This is a genomic window from Balneicella halophila (assembly GCF_003096835.1).
In the GTDB taxonomy this organism is placed as follows: domain Bacteria; phylum Bacteroidota; class Bacteroidia; order Bacteroidales; family Balneicellaceae; genus Balneicella; species Balneicella halophila.
In genome coordinates this window covers 337,918-357,910 of sequence record NZ_QENZ01000003.1, presented here as the reverse complement: position 1 = coordinate 357,910, position 19,993 = coordinate 337,918, and the positions used below count along the sequence as shown (strand labels likewise).

Here is a 19,993-nt window from a genome sequence, read left to right as displayed (position 1 = left end):
TAAACCTTAAAACTAAATTACTAAACTATGAAAAAACTTATTTTTTTATTTTATGATACAAATATATTGCAGAAACTTCTTAAGTTATTAAAAAAGGTGTTAAACCTTATTAAATAAGAGAATTTCTCTACTTTCTATAAAATTTTTATATTTTTATGTTTTATGATAAAACCGAATCATTTACAAAAAGGAGATACAATAATATTGGTATCACCAGCAGGAAAAATTTCTAAAGAGCAAGTTATTCCAACAGTATCAATCCTAGAAAGTTGGGGACTGAAAGTGAAAATTACACCTAATTGTTTTGATGAATATTACCGTTTTTCTGGTACCATTGAAGAACGCTTAAGTGATATGCAAATGGCACTGGATGATACTGAAGCCAAAGCTATTTTGTGTAATCGCGGAGGTTATGGTTGTATTCATCTTATCAACAAATTGAGTTTTGAACAATTCAAAAAATATCCGAAATGGCTCATTGGTTTTAGCGACATTAGCGTTTTTCACAGCTATTTTAATCGCGTTTTAAAATGTCAAACGCTACATGCTCCTATGCCGGTGAACTTATCAAAAGAAGATACATCTCAACAAACCCTAGAATATTTCCGTAAAGCACTATTTGGAGAATCGTTAGAGTATAAAATAACGTCAAACAAACTCACTAAGTTAGGCAAGACCGAAGGAGAATTGATTGGAGGAAATCTAGCAACATTTTTTAATATTTTGAGTACAGATTTTAGCTATGAGATGAAAAATAAAATATTGTTTATTGAAGATGTTGGTGAACCTATACATAAAATTGACCAGATGATGACTTCTTTAAAACTATCCGGGAGCTTATCCTGCTTAAAAGGATTGATAGTTGGTAGTTTTACAGATATTGACTACGAACCGGAGTTTGGAAAGTCTATTCATCAAATCATTTACGATTGCATTTCTTCCTACGACTTTCCAGTAATTTTTGATTTTCCTGCAGGCCATATTTCAGAAAATTACCCTCTTTTCTTTGGCAGACATATCAAACTTGAAGTTTCTGATTATCAATCTTTTGTGATCATATAGAATAAAACTTATATTTTTAGAATCAATTTCAGTAGTCTTATAAAATACAGAATTAGGAGTGTAGGAAGAAGTCATAATTTTAGTTTTAATTTGTTACTACAAAGTTAGAGATTCGTTTAGAGAAAAGAGTAAATCCTTCAAAGAAGTTATCAATACACATTATACTATTATATGTATTTATTTTTTTAAATTTAAAAAGAAAAAATGATGATGTATATAGGCTGTGAATTACAATAATAACTTTTACAGAATATTTTTTGAAATATTGATATGAAATGAATTATGGAGTATATTTACACTTTATTATAAAATTAAATCCTTACTATATAGATAAATAGAAAAGTTATAAACAATGTTGATATCTTAACACTGTGTATAAAATTTGATTATATTTTGTCTTTTTATTGTGGATAAGAGCGGGAAGAACTTTGTGTAAAAATGTAGTTTTTGAACAGCATAGAATGAAAGTAAATTTAGATTATACTTTTATTTGAATTTAGCAAGTATATTTTTCAAATCTTATGATTATTTATGCACAATCCGTTAACAATTTGGTAACATTAAAAAGGAATTCATTAACAAAAAAATAAAATTATGAAAATAGGAATAGCTGCTGATCATGCAGGAGTAGGTTATAAGGATAAAATAAAGAAATACCTTGAAAATAAAGGATTTGATGTGACGGATTTTGGTACAAATGGTACTGATTCTGTAGATTATCCAGACTTTGCACATCAGTTGGGGAAAGCTATAGATGATGGTGTTTGTGATAAAGGAGTGGTCATTTGTGGTAGTGGGAATGGTATTACGATGACTGTTAACAAGCATCAAAATGTGAGGGCTGCATTGTGTTGGAGTAAACAGTTGGCAGAATTAGCCCGTCAGCATAATAATGCAAACGTGCTTGGACTCCCTGCTCGATTTATTGCTTATGAATTAGCGGAAGAAATCACAGAAGTATTTTTTACTACAGATTTTGAAGGCGGACGCCATGAACGAAGAGTTAATAAAATAGCTTGTTCATAATATAGTTCAGATTTTTTAAAAGAGGTTTTACAAATTTTTGTGTAATAACCTCTTTTTTAGTACTATTAAACTATCGTGGCATAAATTTGGCAGTGATAGTAAAATCTTAAGTAGTCTTCAATTAAAATTCAAAAAATCGTCATGAAAAAATCATTGAAAATTATCGGTATTTTACTTATTATCATTGTATTAGGATTATTCTTAATTCCAATACTTTTCGAAGGTAAAATCATTGATATAGTCAAAAAAGAAATCAATAAGAATGTAAATGCAGAAGTTACCTTTAGTGATGCAGATTTTAGCTTTTTCAGAAGTTTTCCTAATGGCTCTGTAGAGTTAAGTGATTTAGCTGTTATAAATTATGAACCATTTAAAGGAGATACTTTATTCTATGGCGAGAGCGTAGCTATTGACGTTCCTCTGATGGACATTATTAAAGGCGAAAAATTAAGTATAAATTCTTTTACGGTAGATCATGGATTGGTGAATATATTCATTAATAAAAATGGAGTAACCAACTATGATATTGCGATTGATAAAAATAATGAAGAAGAATCAGTTAAGGAGGATGAAAATAGCAATGCTTCAGTAAATATAAAAAGTTACGAGATTAATGACTCTAAAATATCGTACATCGATGAAAATGGAATAACATTACTATTTAATGATTTTAATCATTCCGGTTCAGGAGATTTATCTGCTAAAATTACCAAACTGGATACCGAAACTAAAAGTTTTGTTTCTTTTATTATGGATAAGCAATCCTATCTAGATAGTGTTTCTATCGAGCTTGATGCTTTGCTCGACTTAGATTTAGAAAATATGAAGTTTTCCTTTTTGGAAAATGAAGCGAAACTGAACCAGCTACCACTTACTTTTGATGGTTTCGTAAAAGTAAATGAAAGTAACCAAGAAGTATATATCAGCTTTAAAACACCATCATCGGATTTTAAGAATTTCTTGGCTTTAGTTCCAGAAAGTTATGCGAAAAATATCGAAGATGTAAAAACTACTGGTGATTTCGTGGTAGATGGTAAAATTGCCGGAATTGTTGATGATAAACATATTCCTAAAATGAATATCAGTATAAAATCGAATAATGCTTCGTTTAAATTCCCGGAATTACCTAAAAGCATTAGAAATATTTATATTGATTCTCGAATATTAAATACTACAGGAATTACTGAAAATACCTTAGTAGATATCAAAAGATTAGCATTTAAAATCGATGAAAATGCTGTTGATGCAACCGCAAGAATTACCAACTTGACTAATAATCCTGTAGTTCATGGTAAAGCAAAAGGAAAGCTTGACTTAGCACATATAGATAAGGTATATCCTTTGGATATGAAAAATAAGCTTAGTGGTCTTGTTAATGCTGATTTGGAAGCACAGTTCGATATGGAGGCGATTGAAAAGAATATAGTTAGCCGAATCAAAACAAGCGGTTTTTTTACAGTCAATAATTTTGAGTTTGATTCAAAAGAAATGATGAATCCTTTACATATCAGTACCGCAGAATTAGTAATGGAACCTACTCATGTTCAATTAAAAAATTTTGATGCTAAAACCGGCTCTACAGACTTGCACGCTTCAGGAACACTTCATAATATTTTGGCATTTTTACTTGTGGATAATCAAAACTTAAGAGGAAACTTTAATCTAAATTCCAATAAATTTGTAGTAGGTGATTTTGTGCAAGAGACTGAGACTTCATCAAAAGATAAGGACCAAGAATCCACTGCTTCAGAAGGTGAGTTGAAAGTTCCTTCATTCCTTGATATTACAGCAAATGTGAGTGCTAAAAAGGTTATTTATGATAACCTTGAATTGGCTAATGTAGCGGGAGTGATGATATTAAAAGATCAACAAGCTGTACTCCGCAATGTAAATGCAAATATGTTTGGCGGGACTCTATCATTGAATGGAGGTATCGATACGAAAGCTAAAGAGTCATCTTTTGATATGAAATTAGGCATTAAAGATTTTGATATTAAATCTTCAGTAAATAGTATAGAAATGCTCAATAAGTTAGCTCCTATAGCTACTATTTTTGATGGAAAATTAAATACTGAAATCAATTTAAATGGTTATTTAGACAATCAGTTATCGCCAAAACTCTCTACAATAGCTGGGGAAGCTTTTGCACAAGTTGTAACTAAAAGTTTAAATCCTGATGAATCAAAAGCGATGCAACTGCTTGATAATAAATTGAATTTTATTGATTTTAATAAACTGAATTTAGATAATTTAAAGACCAACTTGACTTTTGAAAATGGAAAAGTAAATGTAAAGCCATTTAATTTTAAATACCGTGATATTGATATATCATTAGGTGGAACACATAGCTTTGAAAATGAGATGAATTACAATATGGTATTCAATGTACCCGCTAAATATCTTGGTTCTGAGGTTACTAAATTGTTGGGAAATAAGACAGAGACTCAGAATATGACGGTACCGGTCACTGCAATCATAGGTGGTAGTTTCTCAAATCCACAAGTTACTACAGATTTAGAATCAGCAGTAAAGAATGTAGCTTCTAAGTTGATTAATAATCAGAAAGAAAAAGCTATAGATAAAGTTTTTGATAAACTATTAGGAGGAGAGTCTAGTAAAGAAAATGTTTCCGCTACGACAACAACCGCGACAACTATAGTTGATAGTATTGATAGTACTAAATCTAATACAGCTACAGAGGAAAAGAAGCCTAAGAAAGAAGACGTTATTAAAGAAGGAGTAAAAGATATTTTTAATAATCTTCTGAAAAAGAACGAAGAGAAAAAATAAATTGTAAAAATAACTTGTACTAAAAAAGGAACGACAAATTGCCGTTCCTTTTCCGTTTTTATAATGGGATGTATTATTTTACATCATTCCTGGCATACCGCCTCCACCCATAGGTGGCATAGCAGGAGCAGGATTTTCTTCCTTCTCATCAACTAAAACACATTCTGTTGTCAATAACATTCCTGCGATAGAAGCTGCATTTTCCAAAGCAATACGTGTTACTTTAGCTGGGTCAATAATACCTGCACTCATTAAGTTTACATACTCACCAGTACGAGCATTGTATCCATAATCATCATTTCCATTTCTCACTGCATTTACAATTACAGAACCTTCTTGTCCGGCATTGTTTGCAATAATGCGTAATGGCTCTTCAATAGCACGCTTAATGATTTCGATTCCGGTAGTTTCGTCATCGGTATCTCCCTTAAGGTCTTTGATAGCCTCTAAAGCTCTGATGTAAGTAACACCACCACCAGGAACGATACCTTCTTCAACAGCAGCACGTGTTGCACTTAACGCGTCATCTACACGGTCTTTCTTTTCTTTCATCTCCACTTCAGAAGCAGCACCGACATAAAGAACAGCAACACCGCCAGCTAACTTAGCCAAACGCTCTTGTAGTTTTTCTTTATCATAATCAGAAGTACTGTTTTGAATCAATGTGCGGATTTGAGAAACACGAGAATCGATAGCTTCTTTATCGCCACCACCGTTTACTACAGTTGTATTTTCTTTATCGATAGTTACTTTTTCAGCTTCACCTAGCATGTCAAGTGTTGCACCTTCTAATTTCATTCCTTTTTCTTCAGAAATTACAACACCACCAGTCAATACTGCTAAATCTTCTAACATTTCTTTTCTGCGGTCTCCAAAACCAGGAGCTTTTACTGCAGCAATCTTTAATGAACCACGAAGACGGTTTACAACCAATGTTGCTAAAGCCTCGCCATCTACATCTTCTGCGATGATTACCAGTGGACGACCTGATTGTGCAGCTGGTTCCAATACTGGCATCAAATCTTTCATGGTAGAGATTTTCTTGTCGTAAAGCAAGATGTATGGATTTTCCATCTCTGCAATCATCTTTTCTCCTTCAGTAATGAAGTATGGAGAGATATAACCTCTGTCAAATTGCATACCTTCTACCACTTTCACTTCAGTGTCAGTACCTTTTGCTTCCTCAACAGTGATTACGCCTTCTTTCTTCACTTTCTCCATTGCTTCAGCAATTAAAGAACCGATAGTTTCGTCGTTATTTGCAGAAATTTTAGCGACTTGTTTGATTTTATCGAAATTATCACCAACTTCTTCGGAACTGTTTTTGATGTAATCAACGACTTCTTTTACTGCTTTGTCAATACCTCGCTTAAGTTCCATAGGATTCGCACCTGCAGTTACGTTTTTCAATCCTACATTTACGATTGATTGTGCTAAAATAGTGGCAGTTGTAGTACCATCACCAGCATCATCACCAGTTTTAGAAGCTACTTCTTTTACCATTTGAGCACCAATATTTTCATAAGCATCAGAAAGTTCAATTTCTTTAGCTACTGTAACACCATCTTTTGTAATATGTGGTGCACCAAATTTCTTTTCTATAACTACGTTTCGTCCTTTAGGACCTAAAGTTACTTTCACTGCATCAGCTAAAGCATTTACTCCATCTTTAAGTAAATCTCTTGCTTCGATATTAAATTTTATTTCTTTTGCCATTTCGTCTATATTTTTTAAGATTGTTTTATAGTATAATTAAAACATCTGATTGAGACATTACCATATAGGTTCTATCATCTACCTCTACCTCTGTTCCCGCATACTTTCCATAAAGAATAGTATCACCTTCTTTCACTTCCATAGGCTCGTCAGATTTTCCTGCACCTACAGCGACTACTTTACCTTTTTGTGGTTTTTCTTGTGCAGAATCAGGAATGATAATGCCACTTGCTGTTTTGGCTTCTGCCTCCACAGGCTCAACAATAATCTTGTTAAGAACGGTTTTTAGTTTCATTTTGCTACTATTTTAATTATTATTATAATCTTCTTGTTCTTGTATCTAATTATGATACGCTTTGTCCTATTTCACAATCTGTGCCAAGTGTTTTTTTCTGACAATTTCTTATAAAACTTTCTTATAAAATGTCATTATGTCAGTGTAAATTTTGTCATGATGCTGTAATTTAAGACATACCTACATCTAGGTATATTTAACAATAAAAGACTAAAAATTCTTTTATTATTTTTATATTTGTTCCAATTGAAAAGTTTAACTCAAAATATACCAAAATGAAAACAGCTAAAATAATAGAAAATTTGACTTATGGCGATAAGCCTGCTATTTCTGTGTTGTTCGAAACTGAAAACACGAAAGAGGTTCGTATTCTTATGAGAGAAGGTCAAGAAATGAAAGAACATAAAACCTCCTATCCTATAACCGTAGAAATTTTTGAAGGTGAAATTGATTTTGGAGTCAATGGTGAACAATATATAATTAACCGAGGAGATATTCTTTCATTGGAAGGTGGAGTTCCTCACAATTTAAAAGCCTTAAAAGATAGTATTGTTAGACTTTCATTATCAAAATCAGACCAAGTAAATAGAGTTATAAAAGTTGCAAAACAGTAATTTAGATGTGGATACAAAAACAGATATAACAATAGCACCCGGGCATTGGGTTTTGGCACGAATGGGAAAGCGTGTGTTGAGACCAGGAGGTAAAGAACTTACTAAGAAAATGATTGACAATCTCAACATAACCAAAGATGATGAGGTCGTTGAGTTTGCACCAGGAATGGGCTTTACTGCTGAGATCGTTAATAAGAAAAATCCTAAAACATATACTGCCGTTGAGCTGAATGATGAAGCAGCCAATCGGTTGAAAAATATCTTTGATAAAGAAAATCAGAAGATTATTATCGGAAATGCTATGGATACCAAACTTCCTGATGCCAGTGCTGATAAAGTATATGGAGAAGCGATGCTGACAATGCAAAATGATAAGCAGAAAATGCAAATAATTAATGAAGCCTATCGGATCTTAAAGAAAGGTGGACGCTATGGTGTTCATGAGATTTCCTTGAAATCTGACAAAATATCACCGGAAATCAAACTTGGTATACAGAAAGATTTGGCGCATGGAATTAAAGTAAATGCAAGACCACTGACTACAAAAGAATGGACTGAATTATTCGAAAAAGCAGGATTTAAGCTGGTTAAAGTTGCCTACAATCCAATGCATTTATTAGAGCCTGGACGTATTATTAACGATGAGGGACTATTTAGAGCATTAAAGATTGGGTTCAATACGCTGACTCACGCAAAAGCTAGGAAACGTATCAAAGAAGTGAGAGCTTCTTTTGTGAAAAATGAAAAACATATGCAGGCAATATCCATAGTTGCAGAAAAACTATGACACTCATTATTAATTTGAAGTTATAGCTTGCACTTGAGAATAGTTTAATTTAAAGCATCTTTATGATTAGGGTATTTTAATGTTATCTAATTGTTACTATTTTGATAATCATATCTTTAGGCTTGGTTGTTATTATTGTTTTATTATCATCATTCCTTCGTTAATAATTTAATAAATACCCCAGATATGAAAGCAATTAGACTCATAATCCTTATTCTATTATCCATTTCTATTGCTGGAAATGCAGAAGCTCACTTATTAAAAAAAATAAAGAAATCTGTAAAAAAAGGCATAGAGGAAGGAGTTTCTAGAACTGCGGAAGATAAGGTTTATAAAAAATCTTCCAAAACGACTGCTAATGTACTTGATACTGTATTAAATCCAGACGGATCTAATCCTCAAAACCTTCCCGATCCTGTTTATCCTGATTCTATTCCACCTGAAAACATACCTCCTCAAGGATTAGAAGAAACGGCTACAACATCTTTAGAAGAGGAAGACACAGATACTGACTTTAAGCGTGGAAACATCATTCTTTATAAGGATGATTTCAGTAAAGATGCCGTAGGCGATTTTCCAGCAAAGTGGAATTCGCAGCAAGGTGGTGTATTAAAGAAACTCAAAGGTTATGATGAAAAGTGGTTGAAAATCCCTGCCAACTCGGTAGTAAGTTTAGATTTATCGAAACCATTACCACCTAATTTTACCATTGAGTTTGACTTGATTATTCCGTCATCAATATCTTACCGGATGGCGACCTTTGCCTTCAACGAAAAACCTAAGCGACTTGATTATGTACTTGCAGATAAGAGTGCTTATGCCTTTATGATAAATTCACGAAGCCGTAGTAAAAAGCATGAGAGTTCTTTGGAGTTTGGGATGAGGGGAGAAAATAATTATAGACGATTTGGAAAGACTTATACTAGTCCATTAGACAAGCCCATACACGTCGGGATTGCAGTGAACAATCATCAACGAATCCGTTTATATTTAGATGGCGTTAAAATAGTTGACGCTCCACGTGGTTTCAAACCTTATATGGCAAAATCATTCTTCTTTAATGCAACAACAAGTGGTGCTGAGGAAAGTAAGATGAATACCTTTTATGTTTCTAATTTTATTGTCGCTGAGTCTGGCATTGACAAGCGAAGTTTAGTGGAGAAGGAGTTATTAGAAAAAGGAGCGTTTACAACAAATGACATTTTATTTAGCAGTGGTTCTGATAAAATTGAACCATCTTCAGCATCTATTTTAAATGAAATTGGCGTAGCAATGAAGTCAGCACCTGATGCTCGGTTCTTAATCATTGGACATACTGATAGTGATGGTTCCGATAGTGCAAACCAAAAATTGTCACAAGATCGAGCTACTGCTGTTAAAAATTATCTTGTTGAGAAATTCGGAATTGATGCAAACAACCTAATGTGCGTTGGTAAAGGAGAGAGCGACCCCATAGCTACTAATGAAACGGCAGAAGGCAAAGCCCAAAACCGACGCGTAGAATTCACTAAACTCTAAATATTTAACTCCAAAAACTTTAAATATCATGAAAAAAATTATTTTAGCAATTATCTCTCTAATAGTATTCAGCACTGTCTCCTATTCCCAGACTTGTCCTGATAAACTAAAAGTTGGGTCATCTTGGGAAGTGACCAGCTATAACAAAAAAGGTAAAAAAACAGGTAAATCAATCGCTACAGTTAAGGAAATCAAACAAGAAGATGGTAAGAAAATATATATAACTGAGACTTTAGCGTATGATAAAAAGGATAAGCTAGAGAAAGGTGATCCTTTGGAATTCAAATTCGTTTGCCAAGATGGAAAATTCTATATGGATGTTAATGCTTTAGCTGGAGAAATAAATGCAGCATTTGATAAGAATAAAGAAACTAAAGATGTTTCCATAGATATTGAACAATATCCTGCGGAACTTCCAATTAACGACACTCCTGCAGGAGCCTCTTTGGAGGATGCTTTTATAAAATTTACGACAACCCATGACAATAGTTTACTACCTCCAATGGAAACGAAATGTACTTTAACAAATAGAAAAGTACTTGCTATTGAAGAGGTTGAGACTCCAGCAGGAACATATAAATGCCATAAGATTAGTTGTGATGTAATTATGAAAACTTCCTTTTTAACATTTAAATCTAAAGTTATAGATTGGTATTACGATGGTAGCCTGCCTATCCGAACAGAAGTTTATAATAAAAAAGGAAAATTATTGTTTTACAATGTACTTACAGCTGTAAATTATTAACTTTATCCTACAATAAACAATTTATACAGAGAAGATGGGATTTTTTGACTCAATTAAAACGAAGCTGAAGCACGAATTTATAGACATTATTGAGTGGCTTGATTATAGTGATGATACCTTGGTGCATCGCTTTGAGCGCTACCAAAATGAAATAAAAAACGGAGCAAAACTCATAGTTAGAGAAGGACAAATGGCGGTTTTCCTTAACGAAGGAAAGTTAGCAGATGTATTTCAGCCAGGAACTTATACACTGGATACGCAAAATCTACCGATATTAACCACACTTAAAGGATGGAAGTACGGTTTTAATAGTCCTTTTAAAGCAGAGGTATATTTTGTCAACACCCATCTATTTACCAACGAAAAATGGGGAACTAAAAGTCCTATTATCTTAAATGATGAACGTTTTGGATTAGTAGAAATACGGGCATTTGGTACTTATGCGTTTAAAATAAAAGACGCAGGCAAATTTATTACTAAGATTGTGGGTACAGACCCCAACTTCACCAATTTTGAGATAAATGAACATCTTAGGAGCCTCATTTCTACAAAGTTTACGAATACTGTAGGTAATGCAAATATTCCGATAGAGCTTTATGCTGCCAATGTGTCAGAATTATCCGAAACCTGTTTAGAAGTAATGCAACCAGAGTTTGATTTTGTGGGTATTTCTTTAGAAAAATTCTTCATTGAAAATGTGTCGATGCCTGAGGATTTGAAAAAAGAAATCTTTGAATATACTCGAATTGATAAATTAGACTTGAATAAATTAACCCAATTTAAAACAGCACAAGCTATTGAAGATGCTGCACAGAATCAAGGAGGAACTGCAGGTGCGGGTATGGGTATGGGTATGGGTTTTGTATTGGCACAACAGATGGCGGGTTCTATGACTAATCCTACTGTAGCTACAGCTTCACAAGCTACTGGCACTCAAGTATCGCCTCCGCCGATTCTTTCGCAATCCTCTTATTTTTATGCCAGTGAGAACCAGCAAAAGGGACCTGTAACAATTGAGCAATTGCAGAAGCTATTTGCGAATAGAACCGTGAATAAAGAGACTTTGGTTTGGAAGCAAGGAATGGCTGATTGGCAACCTTTGAAGAATGTAGAAGAGCTTAAATCATTTCTTGGGGGAAATACACCACCACCTCTACCAAAAAAATAAGTTTTTCATATAAATATCGTTGACAATGAATCAAAAGCAACCCAGGAATGTGCCGTTGAATGAGAAAATGGCATGTGAAAACTGTGGTGCTGAACTTAAATACTTGCCTGGAAGTCCTTCTATTTCGTGTGAATATTGTGGATATACGCAAAAAATCCTAAAGAATAATGAAAATGTAAAGTTCTTAGAATTGGAACTAAAACCCTATTTGGAAAAGATGGGGTCACAGTCTCATTCTCAAGAAATTGCAATGATTGAATGCAGGAATTGTGGCGCTAATCAGCATATTGAGGAACGCTACAAGTCTCTGAAATGCGTCTATTGTGCAGCTCCTTTAATCATCGATGATGCTAAAACAGAACAATGGATTTTACCGGGAGCTATTTTACCTTTTCAATTAGACAACAAAAAAACACATCAAATTTTTAGTAAGTGGGTAAAAGGTCTTTGGCTTGCTCCAAATAAATTGAAAAAGGCAAGCTTAGACATTCAATATACTAAAGGATTGTATCTTCCCTATTGGACATTTGATGCCCGGCTATATGCTGACTATGAAGGACATCGTGGTGACTATTATTACGTAACTGTTCCCTATACATATACGAGAGATGGAAAAACGGTGACAGAGCAACGAAGAGAAAGACGTATCCGTTGGCAGTATGTCACTGGAAATATCAAAGGCTTTATTGATGATACCTTAATAAAAGCGTCTTCGCAACCGGAGAATACCATACCTCCATCCATCAGTCATTGGAATTTAGATGCTTTAGTGACTTTCCGAAATGAATATTTGGCAGGATTTGTAACTCAAAAATATACGATACCTCTAAAAGATGCACACCTTAGCTCTGTCCATGAAGCGAAACGGATTGCTAGTGTTTGGGCAAAACGTGATATCGGTGGTGATAGACAACAAATTAGCGATATTAAGGTAAACCTTACAGAGCAGACGTTCAAACATATTCTGTTGCCTGTTTACATCAGTTCCTATAAATATAAAGGCAAAGTATATCACTTTTATGTAAATGGACAAACAGGAGCTATTGCAGGAGAACGTCCCTATTCGAAATGGAAAGTTATAGCTGCTGTGTTTCTAGCAATTCTACTCATGATAACTGCATATTTCTTAATGCAATAAGTAGTAGCTTCCTAGCGCCATTTCACTCTTACAAAATGCTTTTTCTTTTTTACCACATTAGGAAGATTCTCTTGAATACAATCACGAAGAGCATCTAAAAGTGCCTCTTTTGAAAAACTATGATGCACAACAAGACTCACTTCCCGTGTTGGCTGTGGTTCTTCAAAACGAATCAAATAGGGTTGATCTTCTTTGATATGTAAAGTAGAGAGCTCAGGGACTAAAGTAAATCCTAATCCAGCTTTAACCAGTCTCTTTAAAGTCTCAATACTTCCCACTTGATAGGTAAACCCTTTATGCTCCCCCAGCTCTTCTCCACAAATTTGCAGTACTTGCGAACGGAAACAGTGCCCTTCAGTAAGTACCAACAAGCAATTAGACTGAATATCCGTGTATTTAATAGCTTTTTTTCTGTGCAAAGGATCATTTGTGTCACTATAGACCAAAAAGGCTTCTTGATAAAGAGGAATTTCTCTGATATTTTTCTCCTTCAATGGTGTTGCTAGAATACCAACATCAAGAGTATTTCTATTTAGTCCATCGATAATTGATTTGGTCTGCATTTCGTGGATGACTAAATGTGTATTGGGGTGCTTTTCAGAAAATTCTTTTAAGAAATAAGGCATTAGGTAGGGAGCAACTGTTGGGATAACGCCAACATTAAAATGTCCTTCCATTTGCAATTTATCCGAAGAGACCAAGGACTCCAAGCCTTCAGCCTCACGTAATATCTGTCGAGCTTTTAGTAAGATTTTCTCACCTAAATCTGTTGGAGTAAGCGGATGTTTTTTTCTATCAAAAATAATAGTTCCCAGCTCTTCTTCTAACTTTTTTACTTGCAATGTAAGCGTTGGTTGCGCCACGTAGCACTTCTCAGCAGCTGTAGCAAAATGCCTATAATTATCCAGTGCTACTATGTATCGTAATTGTTGTAATGTCATTAGTTATCTTCTTTAATATACCTATCTTTCAATTCAAAACTATCCATGAAATCTTTCACTCCCTCTTGTTTTTTTATCAATCGGTATGCTTTTTCTAAATCTCCTATAGCGAACTTCCCATTGACTGAAAAAACAGAGACATCACCATCCTCGTAATTAAGTACGTGAAATTCTCGCACTCTAGTTAGTCCTTTTTTCACAAAAAAAGTAGTGCCTTGTTCAGGATTACTATTTTTCATCACTTCTCTATATCCATTTCTTTTAAGACTCTTCAAGATATCTTTTTGAAAATTCATATTGTTTTCTCCTGAATAGCTTACAATATCTACAGAGCTTATGGATTTTATTAGTGACCGAGTTGCTTTTTGATCTTTCGGAATCATAAAACTGGTGAGTTGCATCAGTTTGCCGTCTATTTTAGTATGTTGTAAACTTGGATCTTCGTCATACTTGTCATAAACTTGATAAATATTTGGCGCACAACTTAGTAACGTAAATGCAACAGATAATATAATGATGATTTTTTTCATTTATTTCTTTTGTTGTGGATTATAAAAGGAGCAATTCGTACAATCAAAATCAGACAATTCACAGCTCCATTTAATATATTTCTTACTCAAAGATACAAAAGATTATCTATATAAAAATTTGTTTTGTTTCGCTACTTTTGTAGAATGATACCCCAAGAGACCGTACAACGAATTTTAGATACTGCTGACATTGTAGAAGTGGTTTCTGACTTTGTTACCCTCAAGAAAAGAGGCGTGAACTACATCGGTCTGTGTCCTTTTCATAATGAGAAAACTCCTTCATTTACCGTTTCCCCATCTAAAGGGATTTGTAAATGCTTCGGTTGCGGACAAGGTGGTAATGCTGTCAATTTTATTATGGAGCATGAGCAAATGACCTATGTGGAAGCTCTGAAATTCTTGGCAAGAAAATACCACATTGAAATCGTAGAACGAGAGGAGTCTGAGGAAGAACGTATTGCCAAAAATGAGCGGGAGAGTATGATGATTGTTACTTCCTATGCGGAGAAGTATTTCGAAGAAACCTTACATCAAGATACTGAGGGAATGAGTGTGGGCTTGACTTACTTAAAACAACGAGGATTCAGACCTGAGGTTATCAAAAAATTTCATTTAGGTTATTGTAAAGACGATTGGGCTTCTTTTTCTGAACAAGCTCTGAGAGATGGTTATGAAAAAAAATATTTGGTAGATACAGGACTAAGTATCGAGGGGAAGAAAGGACTCATTGACAAATACAGAGGAAGAGTTATTTTTCCAATCCATAGCGTTTCAGGACGTACAGTAGGTTTTGGAGGTAGAATATTGAGAAATGATGCTAAAGCAGCTAAATACTTGAACTCTCCAGAATCCACAATTTACCATAAGAGTAAAGTGCTGTATGGATTGTATTTTGCCAAAAAGAGTATCGTAAAACAGGATAAATGCTTTCTTGTTGAAGGCTATACAGATGTGATTTCGATGCACCAAGCCGGTATTGAAAATGTGGTAGCTTCATCAGGAACAGCACTTACCATTGGGCAGATACTTTTAATCAAACGCTTTACGCCGAATGTTACCGTACTTTTCGATGGTGATGCGGCAGGTATCAAAGCATCGCTTCGTAGTATCGATATGCTTTTGGAGCAGGGAATGAATATCAAAGTTTTGCTCCTTGCTGATGGTGAAGATCCTGATTCATTTGCCAAGTCACACAGCGCCACAGAACTTCAAGAATATATCAAAGAAAATGAAGAAGATTTTATTCATTTCAAAACGAAACTTCTTCTGAAAGATGCTAAAAATGACCCCGTTGAAAAAGCGAATCTCATTAGGGAAATTGTACGAAGCATTTCGGTAATCCCCGATAGCATCAATCGTTCTGTTTACATTAAAAGTTGCAGTAACATCTTGGATATTCAAGAATCTGTCTTATACAACCAAGTAAGCAAACTTATAGCTCAAAAACGCGGACAAACTTCCTATCAGAAACCAGAAATTGCAAAGCCTAAGGAGGTAAGTGATAAAGATTATGAAGAGAGAGCTTTGTTGAGACTCTTGCTGAACTACGGCACAGAATATATGATTGAGAATTCTGATGAGCAACTGCTTACAGGAACTTATATTTTGGAAGAGTTGGAAAATGACGAAATCGTTTTCCCAAATCCTATTTATCAGCAAATTGTGGAAGATTTTAAAAAAGGACTGGATAATGATGATTTTCATCCTAAGACGTATTTCCGCGATCATCCTGATGAAGAAATTGCCAAGCTCGCCCTTGATTTACTCAGCGAACCTTATAAATTGAGTCAAATTTGGACTAAAAATAAAAATAAAATAGAATTGGAGGAACATTGTCTCGCTACTATCGTTCCTAAAGTGGTCTATCAGTACAAATTCAAATTAATCAAGGAATTACAAAAAGAAATCATGGATAGAATCTCGCAATGCACTGACGACCAAGAGTTATTTTCGCTACTTCAAGAGAAAAAAAACCTTGATATTATCAAAAAACAAGTTCTGGAAATCATTGGTAATAGAATTATTGTCTGAACAAGGTTGTTTAATAACATCTTTTTAGTTTGAATAATAGTCACTATTTTCGCACTGTACGAATAAGGGTTGTATCTTTCCCCTTCGTATTTATTTCATAAGTTAGGTTAGTGGTTATTTAAAACCAGAAAGACTTCTCTTTTCATTAGGGGAGTCTTTTTTTGAGGTGTTTTTTTATATAGAGCGCTATGTTTTCAGTGTTTGCGAGGGAAGTCCCGCTTTTCATTTTAATCTTTTTTGCTTTCACACGAATTCCTTTCGCAAAAAAGGATAACCACTGCAATCGGGACTAATGTTCAGGCTTTGTCCGTATTTATTTTGCAATAGTTTCTTTGAGCAGAGCGAAGAGTCTCAGGGTTTTGAGTTTTTGATTCGTTTTGGGTCAAGCTAAAATGAATAATAAAGAAAAATTTCTTAGCGTGGGTTTCTTCATTGCAATCAGAAAGACAGCCGTTTTTTGTCATGTTGAACCCTTCGGCTTTGCTCAGGATAAACTCCGGGAAGCATTTCACGTTACTATTATCACTCAAAAAAGTGACTCGCATTCCAATTCTTATATAACGCTATTCTATAAATTTCTATACATTTGTAAAAGAAGATAAAGAACATAAAATATGGGATTTTTTAAAGAAGATATTGCTAAAATAAAAGCGTTTGTATTTGATGTTGATGGAGTGCTTTCAGCAGGCGAAATACTACTGAACGAGCAAGGAGAATTATTACGAACTACGAATACTAAAGATGGTTTTGCGTTGCAATTTGCCATAAGACAAGGATTTCCGGTGGGGATTATTACAGGAGGCAATTCCGAAGGTGTAGCAACACGCTATCGCAATTTAGGAGTTGAGCATATCTATTTACGCTCCAAGGATAAAAAAGCAGACTTGGCAGACTTTATAGAAAAAACTGGAGTTTCACGTGATGAAATTCTCTATATGGGTGATGATTTGCCAGACTATGAAGTGATGCAAGCTGTAGGCATGCCTACTTGTCCTAAAGATGCCGTACACCAAATAAAGGCTGTAGCCTCATACATTTCAGACCTAAAAGGAGGACAAGGTTGCGTACGCGATGTGATAGAGCAAACCTTGCGCGCACAAAAAAAGTGGAAATTTCAAGACATGAAAAATCTTGCTAACAGCTAAAAATTAGAACTCATGTTATTACACGAAAAACTAAAAGGCTATCAATTGATCTTGGCTTCCCAGTCTCCACGTAGAGAGATGCTTATGAAGCAACTCGGCTTACAATTTGATATCATTCCTTTATCTATTGACGAATCCTACCCTAAAGAATTATTGTTGGAGCAAGTGCCTGAATATTTAGCAAAGAAAAAGGCAGAACCTTTTGTAAAAAACATTCAAGACAAGCAAATCGTAGTAACATCCGATACGGTAGTGATTCTCTACAACGAACTGCTTGGCAAACCGAAGAATAAGAAAGAGGCTAAAAAGCTCCTTCACAAACTTTCAGGACAAACACACGAAGTGATTAGTGGTGTTTGCATTACGACCAAGCATGGGCAGGTTTCAAAGTCTGTAAGTTCAAAAGTAAGTTTCAAACCATTGAGCGACGAGGAAATTGACTACTACATAGAAAAGTTTGAACCGCTTGATAAAGCAGGCGCCTATGGCGTACAAGAATGGATAGGCTATGTAGCCATAGAACGTATAGACGGTTCCTACTCCAACATAGTGGGTTTACCCACCGCAACTATTTACGAAATGCTCAAAGAAGTTGCAGGATAGTCTAAAGGAATAATTACAAAATGAAGATATCTTCGAATATTGAAAATCAAAAACTAGATGAGCTTTTTCTTGCCATTTATTTTAATGATAGAAATTTTTTAAGCTGAAACGAAAATTGAAAGAATGCTGGATTTTCAAAAAATAATACAATCCGACAAGGTTATCCTCAGACCCATGAAAATTGACGACTTCGGAAAAATGAAAAGTTTGACTGCTGATTCAGAAATGTGGTATTATTTCACTGATGATCTTTCAGACAAAACTATTCTAAAACAATGGATTCAAACTGCCATTACTGAACTTGAAAATCGTACCGCTTTGCCTTTCACTATTGTTGATATTAGGAATGGAGAAATTATTGGAACTACAAGAATTGGAAACATTTCAGAAAAAAATAGCAGAGTGGAGATTGGCTGGACTTGGATATCAAAACCATATCAAGGAACAGGTATTAATGGACATGTGAAAAGATTGCTGTTTGATTATCTGTTTACGGGAACAAATACCTTGAGAATTGAATTTAAAACCGATGTTCTAAATATTCCTGCGAGAAAAGCAATGGAAAGGGTTGGACTCGTTGAAGAAGGGGTATTGAGAAGTCATACTTTAATGACTAACAACCGAAGACGAGATACTATATATTATAGCATTTTAAAAGATGATTGGCAGAAAAAATAGCTCTATTTTTAATAGTAAACTGTCAATTAACTTTAAGTCTTATTCATAAGCTTTTCTTTTTCGCTTAAACTTTTGTACTTTTAGCAACAGTACTTTTATTATTACCTTTAAAACTATGAAAACCTATTCTAAAATTATTTTATTCACAATACTCTGTTGTGTGAGTTTTACAACCAGCTCTAAGGCTCAGGACAAAGACTTAAAAGCAGAAATTGCAGCCCTAAGAGCCTACAATGAGAGCCTAAATCATCAGTTAGACAAACTTTTTAAGAAGATAGACGATATCACTTGGTTTGAGCGTGTAGGAGATATTGCATACGTTGATAAAGTCTATATGTACGGTCCGCCTAAATGGAAAGAGGAAAATCCAAATGCCTTAGGCGCTGGAAATCCTGTAAAATTTTGGTCTTACATATTTATTCCGAAAGATTTAGATACCTCGAAGAAATATCCGCTTATTGTGTTTCCTCACGGGGGCGTTCATGGTGATTTTACGACTTATTATACTCATATAATTAGAGAATTAGTGAGTCAAAATTATGTTGTCGTAGCTGCAGAATACAGAGGAAGTACAGGCTATGGAGAAGGTCATTATAAAAAAATAGACTATGGTGGCTTAGAAATAGAAGATGTTTTTGCCTCTAAAGAATATATGCTAGAAAATTATGACTTTTTGGATACTAATAGAGTGGGAATTATCGGTTGGAGCCATGGTGGACTTCTTACACTAATGAATATTTTTAATCATCCTGATGATTATAAAGTTGCCTATGCTGGAGTCCCTGTATCGGACCTTGTTTCACGTATGGGATATATGGACCAAGATTACAGAGATTTGTACGAAGCAGACCACCATATTGGAGCATCGGCACAGGATAATCTGCAAGAGTACCGCAGACGCTCGCCAGCTTGGAATACTCATAAGATGGGAAATACACCACTCATGATTACCACCAATACTATAGATGATGATGTGAATGTTTTGGAAGTTGAACATTTAATAAAATCATTGAAAGCAGACAACAAAAAGTTTGATTATAAAGTCTATGAAGCTGTTCCAGGTGGCCATTCCTTTGACCGTATGGATACCAAAAAAGCAAAGGAAATTCGCTTAAAAATGTACAAATTTCTTACTAAATACCTCCGTCCGGAGAAACCTATAAAATCACTGAAGGAATTGCACAAAGCCGGGTATAAATATTAAAT

The 19,993-nt window shown here is 34.5% G+C and carries 18 protein-coding genes; 14 read left to right on the top strand and 4 right to left on the bottom strand.

Going from position 1 to position 19,993, the window contains the following annotated elements:
- Positions 1–162 precede the first annotated feature (162 nt).
- The 3 genes from C7377_RS01660 to C7377_RS01650 all read left to right on the top strand — a co-directional run bounded on the left by C7377_RS01660 (position 163) and on the right by C7377_RS01650 (position 4,878).
- A complete protein-coding gene (locus C7377_RS01660; protein ID WP_116495604.1) occupies positions 163–1,062 on the top strand; it encodes a S66 peptidase family protein in 900 nt (299 codons plus the stop codon).
- Between the two features lie 594 nt (positions 1,063–1,656).
- Positions 1,657–2,088 carry a ribose 5-phosphate isomerase B gene (gene rpiB, locus C7377_RS01655; RefSeq protein ID WP_116495603.1) on the top strand — a complete coding sequence of 144 codons (432 nt, stop codon included), beginning with the start codon at positions 1,657–1,659 and terminating at the stop codon, positions 2,086–2,088.
- A 141-nt stretch (positions 2,089–2,229) separates the two neighbouring features.
- Positions 2,230–4,878 (top strand): AsmA-like C-terminal region-containing protein, encoded by a 2,649-nt coding sequence (locus C7377_RS01650; RefSeq protein WP_116495602.1) that lies wholly within the window; start codon positions 2,230–2,232, stop codon positions 4,876–4,878.
- A gap of 78 nt (positions 4,879–4,956) precedes the next feature.
- Here C7377_RS01650 and groL read toward each other — a convergent pair whose 3' ends face one another.
- Positions 4,957–6,594 carry a chaperonin GroEL gene (gene groL / locus C7377_RS01645; RefSeq protein WP_116495601.1) on the bottom strand — a complete coding sequence of 546 codons (1,638 nt, stop codon included), beginning with the start codon at positions 6,592–6,594 and terminating at the stop codon, positions 4,957–4,959.
- 25 nt (positions 6,595–6,619) lie between these two features.
- Positions 6,620–6,889, bottom strand: coding sequence for a co-chaperone GroES (locus C7377_RS01640; RefSeq protein ID WP_116495600.1), 270 nt, complete (start codon positions 6,887–6,889; stop codon positions 6,620–6,622).
- 275 nt (positions 6,890–7,164) lie between these two features.
- Here C7377_RS01640 and C7377_RS01635 point away from each other — a divergent pair, with 275 nt between their 5' ends.
- From C7377_RS01635 to C7377_RS01610, 6 genes are all read left to right on the top strand, one after another.
- The gene (locus C7377_RS01635; protein ID WP_116495599.1) at positions 7,165–7,503 is read left to right on the top strand and encodes a cupin domain-containing protein; all 339 of its coding nucleotides are present in this window, start codon (positions 7,165–7,167) and stop codon (positions 7,501–7,503) included.
- A gap of 7 nt (positions 7,504–7,510) precedes the next feature.
- Positions 7,511–8,290 (top strand): class I SAM-dependent methyltransferase, encoded by a 780-nt coding sequence (locus C7377_RS01630; protein ID WP_243408284.1) that lies wholly within the window; start codon positions 7,511–7,513, stop codon positions 8,288–8,290.
- Between the two features lie 186 nt (positions 8,291–8,476).
- Positions 8,477–9,808, top strand: coding sequence for an OmpA family protein (locus tag C7377_RS01625; protein WP_116495598.1), 1,332 nt, complete (start codon positions 8,477–8,479; stop codon positions 9,806–9,808).
- Between the two features lie 28 nt (positions 9,809–9,836).
- Positions 9,837–10,553 (top strand): TapB family protein, encoded by a 717-nt coding sequence (locus C7377_RS01620; RefSeq protein WP_116495597.1) that lies wholly within the window; start codon positions 9,837–9,839, stop codon positions 10,551–10,553.
- A gap of 34 nt (positions 10,554–10,587) precedes the next feature.
- Positions 10,588–11,721: an SPFH domain-containing protein gene (locus C7377_RS01615; protein WP_116495596.1), complete on the top strand. Its 1,134-nt coding sequence runs from the start codon at positions 10,588–10,590 to the stop codon at positions 11,719–11,721.
- Between the two features lie 25 nt (positions 11,722–11,746).
- Entirely contained in the window at positions 11,747–12,859 is a 1,113-nt protein-coding gene (locus C7377_RS01610) for a DNA helicase PriA (protein ID WP_116495595.1), read from the top strand.
- Between the two features lie 11 nt (positions 12,860–12,870).
- Here C7377_RS01610 and C7377_RS01605 read toward each other — a convergent pair whose 3' ends face one another.
- Together C7377_RS01605 and C7377_RS01600 are read right to left on the bottom strand one after the other, a co-directional pair.
- A complete protein-coding gene (locus C7377_RS01605; RefSeq protein WP_116495594.1) occupies positions 12,871–13,800 on the bottom strand; it encodes a hydrogen peroxide-inducible genes activator in 930 nt (309 codons plus the stop codon).
- Positions 13,800–14,330, bottom strand: a complete 531-nt coding sequence (locus C7377_RS01600) for a DUF4252 domain-containing protein (RefSeq protein ID WP_116495593.1) — start codon at positions 14,328–14,330, stop codon at positions 13,800–13,802. Before C7377_RS01600 ends, C7377_RS01605 begins: the two co-directional genes overlap by 1 nt.
- A 144-nt stretch (positions 14,331–14,474) precedes the next feature.
- Here C7377_RS01600 and dnaG point away from each other — a divergent pair, with 144 nt between their 5' ends.
- The 5 genes from dnaG to C7377_RS01570 all read left to right on the top strand — a co-directional run bounded on the left by dnaG (position 14,475) and on the right by C7377_RS01570 (position 19,991).
- Positions 14,475–16,361: a DNA primase gene (gene dnaG, locus C7377_RS01595; protein ID WP_116495592.1), complete on the top strand. Its 1,887-nt coding sequence runs from the start codon at positions 14,475–14,477 to the stop codon at positions 16,359–16,361.
- Between the two features lie 614 nt (positions 16,362–16,975).
- Positions 16,976–17,506, top strand: a complete 531-nt coding sequence (locus tag C7377_RS01585) for a KdsC family phosphatase (protein WP_116495590.1) — start codon at positions 16,976–16,978, stop codon at positions 17,504–17,506.
- Between the two features lie 12 nt (positions 17,507–17,518).
- The gene (locus tag C7377_RS01580; RefSeq protein WP_116495589.1) at positions 17,519–18,109 is read left to right on the top strand and encodes a Maf family nucleotide pyrophosphatase; all 591 of its coding nucleotides are present in this window, start codon (positions 17,519–17,521) and stop codon (positions 18,107–18,109) included.
- A 123-nt stretch (positions 18,110–18,232) separates the two neighbouring features.
- Complete coding sequence (locus C7377_RS01575) at positions 18,233–18,787, top strand: GNAT family N-acetyltransferase (protein ID WP_116495588.1); 555 nt, start codon at positions 18,233–18,235, stop codon at positions 18,785–18,787.
- Positions 18,788–18,902: 115 nt separating this feature from the next.
- Positions 18,903–19,991: an alpha/beta hydrolase family protein gene (locus C7377_RS01570; protein ID WP_116495587.1), complete on the top strand. Its 1,089-nt coding sequence runs from the start codon at positions 18,903–18,905 to the stop codon at positions 19,989–19,991.
- The last annotated feature ends 2 nt before the right edge of the window (positions 19,992–19,993 follow it).

Bases quoted from the DNA above. Each gene is read 5' to 3' on its own strand.
- C7377_RS01660 (WP_116495604.1), top strand. From the start codon at position 163: ATGATAAAACCGAATCATTTACAAAAAGGAGATACAATAATATTGGTA.
- rpiB (WP_116495603.1), top strand. From the start codon at position 1,657: ATGAAAATAGGAATAGCTGCTGATCATGCAGGAGTAGGTTATAAGGAT.
- C7377_RS01650 (WP_116495602.1), top strand. From the start codon at position 2,230: ATGAAAAAATCATTGAAAATTATCGGTATTTTACTTATTATCATTGTA.
- groL (WP_116495601.1), bottom strand. From the start codon at position 6,594: ATGGCAAAAGAAATAAAATTTAATATCGAAGCAAGAGATTTACTTAAA.
- C7377_RS01640 (WP_116495600.1), bottom strand. From the start codon at position 6,889: ATGAAACTAAAAACCGTTCTTAACAAGATTATTGTTGAGCCTGTGGAG.
- C7377_RS01635 (WP_116495599.1), top strand. From the start codon at position 7,165: ATGAAAACAGCTAAAATAATAGAAAATTTGACTTATGGCGATAAGCCT.
- C7377_RS01625 (WP_116495598.1), top strand. From the start codon at position 8,477: ATGAAAGCAATTAGACTCATAATCCTTATTCTATTATCCATTTCTATT.
- C7377_RS01620 (WP_116495597.1), top strand. From the start codon at position 9,837: ATGAAAAAAATTATTTTAGCAATTATCTCTCTAATAGTATTCAGCACT.
- C7377_RS01615 (WP_116495596.1), top strand. From the start codon at position 10,588: ATGGGATTTTTTGACTCAATTAAAACGAAGCTGAAGCACGAATTTATA.
- C7377_RS01610 (WP_116495595.1), top strand. From the start codon at position 11,747: ATGAATCAAAAGCAACCCAGGAATGTGCCGTTGAATGAGAAAATGGCA.
- C7377_RS01605 (WP_116495594.1), bottom strand. From the start codon at position 13,800: ATGACATTACAACAATTACGATACATAGTAGCACTGGATAATTATAGG.
- C7377_RS01600 (WP_116495593.1), bottom strand. From the start codon at position 14,330: ATGAAAAAAATCATCATTATATTATCTGTTGCATTTACGTTACTAAGT.
- dnaG (WP_116495592.1), top strand. From the start codon at position 14,475: ATGATACCCCAAGAGACCGTACAACGAATTTTAGATACTGCTGACATT.
- C7377_RS01585 (WP_116495590.1), top strand. From the start codon at position 16,976: ATGGGATTTTTTAAAGAAGATATTGCTAAAATAAAAGCGTTTGTATTT.
- C7377_RS01580 (WP_116495589.1), top strand. From the start codon at position 17,519: ATGTTATTACACGAAAAACTAAAAGGCTATCAATTGATCTTGGCTTCC.
- C7377_RS01575 (WP_116495588.1), top strand. From the start codon at position 18,233: ATGCTGGATTTTCAAAAAATAATACAATCCGACAAGGTTATCCTCAGA.
- C7377_RS01570 (WP_116495587.1), top strand. From the start codon at position 18,903: ATGAAAACCTATTCTAAAATTATTTTATTCACAATACTCTGTTGTGTG.